Here is an 11,172-nt window from a genome sequence, read left to right as displayed (position 1 = left end):
AAAAAAATGCTGGCGCCGCATCTTGATGCGGTACACGGGAAAGTCGAGCAGCTTCATCGCTGCCGTATACGTATAAAGGGCCACGAAAAGTACGCGGATCGCAATGTCGAGATATAATGTCTTCTTATTCATGGTATATGTTCAGGTGTATTCATATGGAGTGATCTTATTCAATCTTGCCGGATAGCGCGTATGCCTTGCTTTACACGGCGGGCAATCCACCGGTGTATCAACATAGTACCAACCGGTGCCCGACTCGGACAAAATAGTTTCAATGCAGGAGTGCCCGGCGTACTCGAAATAAAGGGCTGTTACCGACCAGATGGCTGCTACGGCAATTCCCCCAAGAATAATAAAACTTACGTCTTTCGCTTCCTTCATATCAGCAAATGTAGGACAGCCTTAGAGGCAGGTATTGACTTATCTGATACGGGATTTATTGACTTATTTGATGGTACGGCAAATGCCGGAAATTGATTACTTTAGCGTGCTTAAGTAAGCGTATAGCTGATTAAAAATAATGAAATCGATTCGTTTTCTACTACGGGTGCTTTGCGGCTGCGCTGCTATTTCATGTGAAAAAAACGACGATGGGAGCAAAGACGATCCTGCCGATGTGCTGGCGGGCACGGGCTGGCAAACCAGCCTTATGCCTACGATGAAGCATCCAAGAAAATGACCATAGGCGCCGGGGCCGACAGTGTGGCCTTGCAGGTATATGAGCTGAATGACACCCGGTTAAAAATCGGCGTCACCGTGCCCACGGCCGGTGGATTTAAATATATCGTCTTTCTGTTTAAGAAGAAATAGCATTTCTATGCTGCCCCGGTGGATACCCATACTTGGCACGGAAAGCCCGGCTAAAATAAGCGGGTGTCCAGCCGACATAACGCGCTGCCTGCGTGGGGCTGTCGCCGGCTTCGAGCATGTAGCGGGCCTGTTTCAGCTTACACCCACGGATATATCCGCCGATGGGCTGGCCTATGTGTTTACGGAAAATCATCTTAGCATAGACGTAGGATACCGCGAAGCGGCGGGCCACGGATGCCGTGTCAACGTCCCCGCCATCGGCTACCCGTTCATCGATATAGGTGCGCATGCGCTGGGCAAGCGACAAACCCACCTGCCCCGGCACGGGCTGTGCGCGTAGCGCTTCGCAGGCCTGCAACAATAACGTGATGACAAGCGCTTGGATGGCGACATAGCGCCGCAAGTAGGTAGCTCCCGGATGGCGGAGGAACCGGCGGATGGCATCGCCCGCCATACCGGCCATCGATAGGCTGGCGCTCACTTTAGGGGTACCGAGCCGTGCCCGCAGCGCCTCCACTGGCGCAATATCCGCTCCCAGCTCGGGGCTGGCCTCCCGGAAGAGTACGCTGCCCTTGGCCACGAAATAGAAAACGTGGTGCTTGCCGGCGGCGAAAAGGCAGCGGTAAGCCGCCGCAGGAAGGTAGCTGAGCCGGTAATGGCCGGCAGCGGTGTCCAATACGGCGGTGGGCGCCTCGGCTCCGGTGAGCCTCACACTCCCCGCCAGCACATAAAATCCATACAGGTCATGCTGCGGGCAGCGGATGGGAAGAACCGTATCGCCTCTGGCCGCTACCTCGATGCTGCACACATACACGTCGGGCAGGTCATATCCCTGCTCCAGCACGCGCCAACCCCGCCCCACCCAATACCGCACCTCCGCGCCCGGCAGCGGATACGTGCTACTTGCCACGGCCGTTCGTATGGCATCGCCGCCATGCACGCGGGCTTCAGGGCAATCGATGTGTAGGGATAACCGCACACCCCGAAACTAACCACCGGCACGCCAACAAACCAAACCCGCAGGGACGAACGACCGTTTTCAGGGACGAACGGCCGCCTGTGCAGCTTGTCCCTGTTTCTGGTTGTTGATACTCGCCCTGCCGGCCGTTTGTCCCATCCATTTTTTTTGCCGCCCGCTATGCCCCATTATTGCGGTACGGGGAAGGTGCCCGATGCCCCGTTAAAACGGAAAGCGGGCGATGGTTTTATCTTAAATCAAAAAGAGGCATGGACACACCGTTTGCCAATGGGCGGCGCCACATGGGTGGCGCCATTCTGGAAAATCCCATCCCGCTGCACGCCATCTACGGCTGGCTGAGCGAAGATGACAAGCCACGCGAGCCGAAGTGCGACTTCGAGCCGCTCTAGACCAATGAAAGTGGGGCTCCTCCACAGAGCCCCGCCTTTTCCAGCCCCCGGCTGGAAACACCTTACACCATACTTAAAAAAAACGCCGATGAAAACATTAGATTCCATCCTGGCCCAGCGCCGGCATATTATCCAATCGTATCAAACCTTCGACATCCGCAGGGCTTCGCAGCGCATCGAACGCCAGTTTGCGTTCTACAGCGCAAACCTGCACAACATCGTACCCCTCCTACCCAAAAAAGCCTATCCGGAAATCTTCCGCAAGCTGCATGCCAACAGGCGGCTCAGCTTCATCGATGTAGAACATGCACCGTATGAGCATATACTAACCATCAGCGGCTGGGACAACCTGTGGGCTGCCCGGCTGCGGCATTGCCCCGCCATCGTCTGTACCTACCACACCGGTTCATACCGCCTCATCAACTACCTCCTGGCGAGGGCGGGTGTACCGTTCAGCCTGCTCGTGGCAAACGGGGCCTACCGGCAGGAGCAGCAGGCCATGCAGGCGCTCTACACCTCGCTGGCCCAACAGGCGGGCATAACCTTAGACATGGAGCTCATTGATGCAGAGCAGCCCCAAGCACTCTTCCAGATGGCCCGCGCGGCAAAACAGGGCCGCAGCCTATTGGTGTACATAGATGGCAATACCGGCACCACCGTGGCCGGCGAGGTCTACCGGAACCTGCTCCAGGTAGACTTCGGCCTGCAACGCATGGCCGTGCGAAAGGGAATGGCGGCCCTGGCTCACCGCCTCGGCCTACCCATCCATCCCGTACTGTGCGAGCGTACCCCCGATAAACACTTCCAGTACGGCCATTCCATCGCCTATCATCACCTGCCGTCCCTACTGCCACTGCCCAACGAGACGCAACACGACTTTGCCGACCGCGCCACGCGTACCCTCTACGCACAGCTGGCCACGTTTGTAGCCCGGCAACCGGAGCAATGGGAAGGCTGGCTCAACATACACAACCAGCTTATCCTCGATCCCCAACCGCACCCGGCACCTGATCTGGACGACCTGGGCCTGTGGGCCACCTACCGGGCCGGAAACCGCGCCTGCCTGCTGCACCTTCCCTCGTATTGTACCTACCCCGTGCCCTGGAAACTGTACCGCCAATATTGGGGGAGCTACAATATTCACTTTTTTTCCGATATTCATACCTCCTAAATAGCGTCAACAATGAACTGGAAAACCATGCTCAGCAAACGGGTGATGGATATCCCCGTCTGGATGCTCATCACAGTGGCACTGGCCTACTGCCTGGCCAGCCACCTCACCAACTGGGCACGCTTTGGCAAGGGGGGCGGCTGGGCATGGCTGGCCATCAATGCATCCATCTGCGGCGCATGCCTGCTCTTCGCACAGGTCGCCCGGTGGTGCATACACCCCGAATCGCGCCGCAAAGGAGTGGTTTGGGCCATCGCGCTCACCGCAGGTTTTCCACTCCTGAGCCTTGCCGCGGTCTACCTCGTGCTCCCTGCCGTGGGCCTCCGGCTTCACAAACCGCATGTACCCTTCCGCTGGGACGAGTTCCTGGCAAAGACCACCTCGGCCTACACCACGGTGTTTATGGGTACGCTCATCTATTCGTTTTTCTACATGCTGCTGCTGAAAAGCCGGAGAACCCGCGAAATGGAACGCGCCGCGGCCCTGCATGAAAAGGCAATCGTAACCGTGAAAGCGAATCAGGTACTGCACAGCGCGCAGTCTCACTTCATCCGGCATCTGCTGCACGATATATTAGGCCGCGCCGAGAAATTAAACGATGCGTATATACCTGAACAGATCAATTACATTGCCCGGACGTGGGACTTCATCGCGGAAGCGATGGACAAATCCATTCCCCTGGTCCATGCAAGCCGTGCACTGAAACAGCTGGAAGAGATGGCCCAATCGATAAAACGCCGCAACAACGATCGCCCCGTTATTCAGCTCCGGAAATCAGGCGAACCCCGTGAGCACATCATCGCCCCGCTGGTGCTGAGCACGTTGCTGGAAAATGCCGATACGCACGGTTGGGTAGACGCCGCCCACCCCATTCTTGCCGACATCGCCTTCACGCCCGGCAGGCTGGTCTTTACATGTACCAACTGGAAACGGCCGCATGCTACAGACAAACCCACCACCGGCCGGGGGCTGCAGTTGGTCCGGCAGAGTCTGCTGCTGCTGGACGGCTGCCACCACACGCTGGAACGTGATGAAAACGAACAGCAATACACCATCCGTTTAACCATAAACTACACCACCTATGATTAATTCTATCCGTTGTGTCATCCTGGAGGATGACCCCACCGCCGCAGGCCTGCTCGGTAAGTATGTAGACGAAACCGAAAACGCAGAATGTGTAGCGACATTTGATAGAGCGCTGGATACGCAGCACTTCTTGCTGAACCATGATGCGCACCTGCTCATCACAGACATTAAGCTGCCCGACATGGATAGCCTCGATATGATCGAATCCCTGCCACGGCAACCGCTTGTAATCCTCGTCACGGCCCACAACTCGGCAAGCTATGCCACAAAAGGCTACCGGCTGGACGTGGTAGACTACCTCACCAAGCCGCTCTCCTACGGACTGTTCAAAGAAGCGGTCCGGAAAACCTGGCGCAGGCTGAATGGCAGCAGCCTGAACAATGACCAACTGGACGACTACGCCGTTTTCGAACAACATGGCGGGGGCGTAAAGGTGTACTACAGTGATATACGCTACCTCGAATCGGCAAGAAACTACACGCACGTACACCTGCTGGGAGAAGATATCCTGCTGCTCCGTAAACCGCTGCAGGAAGTGGTAAAGCAACTGCCGCAGCTGCGTTTCCTGCAGATACACAAAAGCTACGTCGTACCTTTGCACCTCATTGCAGCCTTTACCGCCCGCGAGGTGAAACTGCATCACGTCAAAGAGGTGCTCCCCATCGGCCGCACATACAAAGCACAACTGAAAATGCGGATGGTCGGAATAAAACAGAGCAAGCGGTTATAAGCCGTCAGCGCGGCAGTAGTAGCAACAGCTCCCGTTCATCCAGGAAATCCACCAATTCACGGAAACAGTCAGGCCCGAGGTATTTGATCCGGGAAACCTCGGCTGCACCCAGTGAAACGATGTCCTGCAGCGTGGTGAAGCGGCACGCCCGGCAACGCGCACGGAATGTTTTGCTCCAGCCGGGCATGCCGGCAATGGGGAGATGAAGAATGTCGGTAAGGGAAAGGGATTCGGCCATGGTTATAAAACAGCTGCGGGCAACCAAACTCCCGCAACCGACCGCTACCAACGGCCAACACAGAAAGTCCGGCGCCCGCATGACCGGGCGTCCAGCAGATTTTCTTCCGTGTTGTTCGCAATTTGGTAGTATTTGGTTGCGGAAAAAATAGCTGTCGCTATAGTTAATGATATGTCAATTCAATACTTATCTGATCAAACCGTTCGTTTTTAAATGTATACCTGAAAAACTAACCTAACTCGTCGCTAAGATACGAAATTATCGCCCGCGGCACCAAACCGATCGAACTATGACCCATCTATTATGAAGAAAAAACGGCTCATCATCCTGCCCCACGATGTGAGCATCATCACGGGCAAGAGCATCCGCGCATCGCAGCGGCTGCTCAAAGACATTCATTTCGTGCTGGGCAAACTGCCGCACCAGCCGGTATCCATACAGGAATTTGCGGATTACATGGGCTTGGAGGTGGAAGAGGTGATGCGGGTGGTGGATTAGCGGCCAGCTCAATGGAAGCCGGTTAAAAACTCCCTGACCGTAAGATGGATAATTCCTTGGTACGTGTTTCCCGAAAAAGGCTCGGTGGATACAACGTATTTAGGATAGTTGTCTTCTATTTTGAGCAAGTTGCCAAATTCACGCGTTATCGTATCCGGCTCATGGAGGTTTAACGCCACCTGGACGTAAACTTTTTCGCCACGGCGCTCGCCTATAAAATCTATCTCCAAAGCTTGTAGGACTCCTACCTTTACTGAATAGCCACAAAACGCCAGGTGATTGTAAACCACATTTTCCAGCAGCTTGCCCCGATCCGCGGCAGTATAGCCACTTATTACATTGCGTATGCCCGTATTTTCAAAATAGTACTTATGGCCTATCTCAAAAATGCGCTTGCCAATCAGGTCATACCGCCCCACTTCATGGATGACAAATGCACTGACCAGGTAGGAAACATATTGCTGTATTTGATTAGGTGCCAGGTTAACCCGTTGTGATTTGAGAAAATCACTGATACGTTTGGCAGAAAACAGGCTGCCGATCTGATCAGCAAGAAACTGGATTAGCTTCTCCAGAAATTGGGTATTGCGGACATTGAAACGGCTTACCACATCACGATACACAATAGTGGAATAAACTCCTTTAATATATTCGAATGCGTGCTCTGCCAGTGGAAGGTTCACCAGGTAGGGCAACCCGCCGTAGCGTAAGTACAGTTCGAAATTCACATCGTCATCCGGCAACCCATGAAAATGCAGAAACTCCACATAGGATAAGCTATATATCGTAAACTCAATATAGCGGCCACTTAAATAGGTAGCGAGTTCTCCGGACAGCATGGTCGCATTGCTACCCGTGATGTAAAGGTCGTTCGCTGGATTAAGCAAAAGCGAACGCAATGCTTTTTCAAAATCTTCTATATCCTGTATTTCATCTATGAAAATGTAATTGCGCTGCCCTTCACGCAAACGCGCAGTCACAAATTCATTTAAGTCATTCGCATTGCGAATAGCATCAAATCGTAGGTCTTCCTTATTGATGTAAATAATGGATGCGGATGGCTCTTCTTGTTGAATATGCTGCATCAATTGAAAGAGCAGGTAGCTCTTACCTACCCGGCGCTGGCCACTTAAAACCTTGATCAGGTTTTTTCGCGCAAATGGCAGTATTTGCTGAAGGTAATGATCTCTGGAAATGATATTGGCCGGAACATTCATATGTAAATATGTTTTAAATGCTTAACAAATATACAAAAGTTATAATCACAATTATAACTTTTCCTATCATTTCCTTAAATTATAAACATGATGCAGGCCAATGATAAAAGCCGCCCCCGGCGAATTGGGAGCGGCTTGGTTTACCGGCGGCGCGATCGGCGCAGCCGATGGAGCACGAGGCTCATCACGAAGCTGGCCGTGGCGCCCACGGCGGCAAGGATGGCGGTCTTCAGCAGCTCATCGGTGCCGATGTGGGGCAGGGCGCTCAGCAGCGTGCCTGCGGCCGTGCCCAGCCTGAGGTCATGGCGCATCGGGAGCCTCCGCTTCGCCGTCTTCCTTGGCCGCCACACCAGGTGGCGCATCGGGCTGCAGGTCGAAGCTTTCCCAAAGACCCAATGCCAGGCTCACGTACTTGGCCGCGGTCACTACCTTGGACGGTAGCCGCACCGGCGAGGCGACAACCAGCTGACTGGCCAGCTGCAGCCCCTGCCGAAGCGATACCCACCACGGTACGGCCGGTTGTCCGGCTGTCGCCCGGACGGGCGTGGCATCCGCCGCTCCCCGAGGGGCGGATGCCTTTTCGTTGTTTTTCATCACGATTCACGGATTACCGGTCACCTGTCTTCCTACCACCGACGCTGCCACGATCACCAGCCACACTTCCTCGCCGGCATCCAGTACCGGATAGACGAGGTCCTTCAGCCGGTCCAGTGCCACCCGGCTGTACTGGCCCGCGCCCGGCGCGGTACACTTGGTAACCGGCGCAATGCACCCCTGCAGTTGGGTAAGCGCATCATTGGCCGGGTGGATAAGGATGCCCTCACGCCCCGGCACGTTGGCCACGGCCAACTGCTCGCCCCAACGGCTGTGCATGCGCTTTACCAGGCGGTAGCGGCCCTCCGGGATGCAGCTGATAAACCGGCGGTTGCCGCGCCAGGGCAGCTCGATGCAGGCGCATACTGCGCGGTGTTGATAGCTGATCTCGCCGTTGGTACCCTCCGGGTAGTAGCGGCGCCTGAGATGCAGCTCCATCATACCACGTCGATCCGGATGATGTCAACGGGATTGTACGCCCCATTGTTGAGCGGATACAGCTTGCCGTTTACCTCCTGATAAAAGGAAATACCGAACAGGACAAACAGCGGCAGCTCGCTAGCCGCTGGGATTGCCGCCGTGAGCGTCGTAGGCGCAAAGGTCTCGGCCGTCAGCAGGCCGGTCCCGCTTTCGGCCATGGCGATGGCCGATCCGTTGCCTTCGCCTTCCGTGTCGAAATCAATGACGGCCGCACCGAAATTGAACTGAAAGTGCGTGGCTCCTTTGGGTGCCCCGATGGTAAGCGACGGAACCAACGACGGGATGTTGAGCGTCACGCTGCCCGCCTCCCGGTCTACCGTGCACTCGGGCACCACGAAGAGCGTACTGGCCAGCGATGCGCCCACGTTGAACCCGAACTGGCTGAGCAACCCCAGGTTGCCCGGCAGCACCTGCCGCTCACCGCGGTCGCTCACCGAATCGGCCTTGACCACCCGCATCACCCGGCTGAAAAGCCGCGCCGGCATCTTGGGATCATAGGTGAGCAGGATCATCGGCCGCAACGTGTCGCGCAGCCGTTTGGCGGCCGCCGCACCCGTGGCAAATTCAGCGTTGTTTTCCCGTGTACGCTGATAGTTGGGGTCCGTGGCAATACGCTGGGGGCTCACCCCCTTGACTTGCCGTGCCTGGTACCCGTCTTTGGTTTCGTAAAAGGTCAGATCCCCGATCCTTCCTTTTAATTTAATGATACTTTCCTGTTGTGCCATGATACGATCATTTGAACAACAGCACAAAGATCGGGAGGGGCACACCGGCCGCTGTCGCGGATGGCGCGTAATGACGCAAATGTCGCGGGATGCCGCTTTTGGCGTGAAACGACGTTTTTGCCGGGCCGCTGCGGGCAACCGGCGCGGGCAGGGCTACCCGGCATCCTCCGCCGGTCCGTGCGCGATCCCACCTCCCCTTACCCCACACCCGTGTGTCATCCCGGTGATATCCCGGCGATACCCCACCCTGCCCCGGCAAAAACACCGAAAGACGGCACCACAACGGGAAACCGTCGGCAACGTGTCGGGAGAGACGCATGCAGGGAGACCGCCGGGATTCGGCGGCGTGCCGGCCAATCCGGAGTTCGAAGTGCGAATCGTCGCAGGGATTTACGCGATGAAGCCGAAGCTCAATGGATACGCAGCGCCGCCCACACAGGCTTATGGTCCGAAAGCGGCTTATCCATTTCGATAATGCCCCCATCGGTCACGCGCATGTGCTTAGGCATATACAAACAGCGTTACAGACAACAGATATTGAGAGAGCTGGGCAAGAAAAGCCACCAAGCGGTCACCTACCGTTGTCAGCCGCGGATGCCGAGGCGTACCTGCTCCCTTACGCCGTAGCCTCGGTATTGTTCGGTGCGCTGAGCATCGTCTTCGGCCTGTCGCTTATCCGCCTGCAGGACGGCATGGGCGAGCTCTCCCGCGTGGCGGGTATCCTGGAAATCATCGTGGGCTGCCTGCTGGTCACCGTGGTGCTCTTCTTTGTGAGCTATGTGATCATGATCCCGGCCGTAGTGATGGAAATATTGATATTATACCGCGGGTACGAATACCTCTCCAAGGCCGATGTGGCCGCACCTACCTGCGCTTCCTAAAAATTATCGCAGCATGCACGGTTGAGTTTCCGGACAAGTTCTTGCTTTCCTCGGCGCGCCAAATAAAATGTCTTCTTATAAAAACATTTTTTGGTAATTTTGTCTTTCTTAAAAGACAATTTACAAATGGATATCCTCAAGGAAAAATCTGCTATCTTGTTGCGACAAACCGAACTGGGCTTCCAGCGGTCGCTCCTCCAACGCATCAACTGGCAGAACAGGCTGATCGGTATTTTGGGGGCTCGGGGTGCCGGCAAAACGACGTTGATGCTACAGCGCATGAAAATGCTCGACGTAGCTGACGATGAAAAGCTGTACATCAGTTTGGACGACCTCTATTTTACTAGTCATACGCTCGTGGAAACGGCGGAAGCATTCCGTAAATCCGGCGGCAGGTACCTGTTTGTTGATGAGGTACATAAATACGACGGCTGGGCCCGCGAGCTTAAAAATCTGTACGACTTCTACCGGGATATCCACGTGGTGTTCACGGGATCTTCAATCATCGAGATGCTTTCCTTGGAGGTCGACCTGAGCAGACGTGCTCACATCCATCACCTTGCGGGCTTTTCGTTCCGCGAGTTCCTTTCCTTCGAATACCAGGTTGAACAGCCTGCGGTCTCCTTGGAAGATGTGCTGGAAAACCACGTAGCGCTGGCCGTTGAACTGAATGACATGAAGCCCATCAAAGTATTCGGCCAGTACCTTGCCTACGGGTACTACCCCTATTATAAAGAGGATTTGGCAGGCTACCCCCTCCAACTGGCCAATGTGGTAAACCTGACCATCGCTTATGACCTGGCCTTCATCGAAGATATCGATAAGCAACAGACCCGTAAAATTAACCAACTGTTGGCTAGCCTGGCCACCCAGGTACCCTTTAAGCCCAACATCTCGGCGCTTGCCAAGACCATCGGAATGAGCAGGACCACACTGATCCAATACCTGCACTACCTAGAAAAGGCCAAATTGATCCAACTGGTCTATCTTGAAGGCAAGGGCCTCGGCCCGCTGGAAAAGCCCGGCAAGCTGCTGCTGGACAACCCCAATCTATTTTATGCCCTTTCTACCCAGCCCAAAAACGCAGGCAGTATCCGCGAAAGCTTTTTTGTAAACCAGCTCCGCAACGCTGGCCAACGGGTAGACCTGGCCAAACAGGGCGACTTCATCGTAGACAGTCAGTATGTGTTTGAGGTAGGTGGCGCGAAGAAGAATTTCAACCAAATTGCCGATATGCCAAATGCATATGTGGCTGCGGACGACATCGAGGTGGGCAATGGCCATAAAATACCGCTTTGGCTGTTCGGGATGCTTTATTGACGTAAGCGCACTGCCGCTCGCCCTTGGCTTAATCCCCCTTGGTAAAAATTCAAT

The 11,172-nt window shown here is 55.1% G+C and carries 17 protein-coding genes; 9 read left to right on the top strand and 8 right to left on the bottom strand.

The features are described from left to right. Positions 1-141 precede the first annotated feature (141 nt). Positions 142-381: a hypothetical protein gene (locus JHJ32_RS12135; RefSeq protein WP_200121122.1), complete on the bottom strand. Its 240-nt coding sequence runs from the start codon at positions 379-381 to the stop codon at positions 142-144. 294 nt (positions 382-675) lie between these two features. On the opposite strand from JHJ32_RS12135, the gene JHJ32_RS23020 reads away from it, so the two are divergent. After that, positions 676-810, top strand: coding sequence for a hypothetical protein (locus JHJ32_RS23020; protein ID WP_255539756.1), 135 nt, complete (start codon positions 676-678; stop codon positions 808-810). Here JHJ32_RS23020 and JHJ32_RS23185 read toward each other — a convergent pair. Beyond that, positions 797-1,789 carry an AraC family transcriptional regulator gene (locus tag JHJ32_RS23185; protein ID WP_200121121.1) on the bottom strand — a complete coding sequence of 331 codons (993 nt, stop codon included), beginning with the start codon at positions 1,787-1,789 and terminating at the stop codon, positions 797-799. The two genes, JHJ32_RS23020 and JHJ32_RS23185, sit on opposite strands and share 14 nt — an antisense overlap. A 248-nt stretch (positions 1,790-2,037) precedes the next feature. Here JHJ32_RS23185 and JHJ32_RS12125 point away from each other — a divergent pair, with 248 nt between their 5' ends. From JHJ32_RS12125 to JHJ32_RS12110, 4 genes are all read left to right on the top strand, one after another. Further along, positions 2,038-2,178, top strand: coding sequence for a hypothetical protein (locus JHJ32_RS12125; protein ID WP_200121120.1), 141 nt, complete (start codon positions 2,038-2,040; stop codon positions 2,176-2,178). A gap of 88 nt (positions 2,179-2,266) precedes the next feature. Continuing rightward, complete coding sequence (locus JHJ32_RS12120) at positions 2,267-3,349, top strand: hypothetical protein (protein WP_200121119.1); 1,083 nt, start codon at positions 2,267-2,269, stop codon at positions 3,347-3,349. Between the two features lie 12 nt (positions 3,350-3,361). Continuing rightward, a complete protein-coding gene (locus JHJ32_RS12115; RefSeq protein WP_200121118.1) occupies positions 3,362-4,438 on the top strand; it encodes a hypothetical protein in 1,077 nt (358 codons plus the stop codon). Further along, a complete protein-coding gene (locus JHJ32_RS12110) occupies positions 4,431-5,165 on the top strand; it encodes a LytTR family DNA-binding domain-containing protein (protein WP_079717038.1) in 735 nt (244 codons plus the stop codon). The genes JHJ32_RS12115 and JHJ32_RS12110 overlap by 8 nt, the downstream gene beginning before the upstream one ends. A 4-nt stretch (positions 5,166-5,169) precedes the next feature. Here the strand turns inward: JHJ32_RS12110 and JHJ32_RS12105 are convergent, their stop codons facing one another. Next, positions 5,170-5,403: a hypothetical protein gene (locus tag JHJ32_RS12105; protein WP_200121117.1), complete on the bottom strand. Its 234-nt coding sequence runs from the start codon at positions 5,401-5,403 to the stop codon at positions 5,170-5,172. 303 nt (positions 5,404-5,706) lie between these two features. Here JHJ32_RS12105 and JHJ32_RS12100 point away from each other — a divergent pair, with 303 nt between their 5' ends. Then, positions 5,707-5,901 (top strand): hypothetical protein, encoded by a 195-nt coding sequence (locus JHJ32_RS12100; protein ID WP_200121116.1) that lies wholly within the window; start codon positions 5,707-5,709, stop codon positions 5,899-5,901. Between the two features lie 8 nt (positions 5,902-5,909). On the opposite strand, the gene JHJ32_RS12095 is transcribed toward JHJ32_RS12100, so the two are convergent. From JHJ32_RS12095 to JHJ32_RS12075, 5 genes are all read right to left on the bottom strand, one after another. Continuing rightward, entirely contained in the window at positions 5,910-7,118 is a 1,209-nt protein-coding gene (locus JHJ32_RS12095) for an ATP-binding protein (RefSeq protein ID WP_200121115.1), read from the bottom strand. A gap of 140 nt (positions 7,119-7,258) precedes the next feature. Next, a complete protein-coding gene (locus tag JHJ32_RS12090; RefSeq protein ID WP_176146175.1) occupies positions 7,259-7,429 on the bottom strand; it encodes a hypothetical protein in 171 nt (56 codons plus the stop codon). Continuing rightward, positions 7,419-7,565 carry a hypothetical protein gene (locus JHJ32_RS12085; RefSeq protein ID WP_176146176.1) on the bottom strand — a complete coding sequence of 49 codons (147 nt, stop codon included), beginning with the start codon at positions 7,563-7,565 and terminating at the stop codon, positions 7,419-7,421. The genes JHJ32_RS12090 and JHJ32_RS12085 overlap by 11 nt, the downstream gene beginning before the upstream one ends. Before the next feature lie 153 nt (positions 7,566-7,718). Continuing rightward, a complete protein-coding gene (locus JHJ32_RS12080; RefSeq protein WP_233632620.1) occupies positions 7,719-8,153 on the bottom strand; it encodes a DUF5675 family protein in 435 nt (144 codons plus the stop codon). Further along, positions 8,150-8,917 carry a hypothetical protein gene (locus JHJ32_RS12075; RefSeq protein ID WP_200121114.1) on the bottom strand — a complete coding sequence of 256 codons (768 nt, stop codon included), beginning with the start codon at positions 8,915-8,917 and terminating at the stop codon, positions 8,150-8,152. Before JHJ32_RS12075 ends, JHJ32_RS12080 begins: the two co-directional genes overlap by 4 nt. Here JHJ32_RS12075 and JHJ32_RS12070 point away from each other — a divergent pair. The 3 genes from JHJ32_RS12070 (at position 8,916) to JHJ32_RS12060 (ending at position 11,118) form a co-directional block, all read left to right on the top strand. Beyond that, positions 8,916-9,392, top strand: coding sequence for a hypothetical protein (locus JHJ32_RS12070; protein WP_200121113.1), 477 nt, complete (start codon positions 8,916-8,918; stop codon positions 9,390-9,392). The two genes, JHJ32_RS12075 and JHJ32_RS12070, sit on opposite strands and share 2 nt — an antisense overlap. Beyond that, the gene (locus JHJ32_RS12065; RefSeq protein ID WP_200121112.1) at positions 9,361-9,798 is read left to right on the top strand and encodes a hypothetical protein; all 438 of its coding nucleotides are present in this window, start codon (positions 9,361-9,363) and stop codon (positions 9,796-9,798) included. The genes JHJ32_RS12070 and JHJ32_RS12065 overlap by 32 nt, the downstream gene beginning before the upstream one ends. Positions 9,799-9,924: 126 nt before the next feature. Further along, positions 9,925-11,118, top strand: coding sequence for an ATP-binding protein (locus tag JHJ32_RS12060; protein WP_200121111.1), 1,194 nt, complete (start codon positions 9,925-9,927; stop codon positions 11,116-11,118). The last annotated feature ends 54 nt before the right edge of the window (positions 11,119-11,172 follow it).

Source organism: Parapedobacter sp. ISTM3, assembly GCF_016533505.1.
Taxonomy (GTDB): Bacteria; Bacteroidota; Bacteroidia; order Sphingobacteriales; family Sphingobacteriaceae; genus Parapedobacter; species Parapedobacter luteus.
This window is presented reverse-complemented; position numbering and strand designations above follow the sequence as displayed.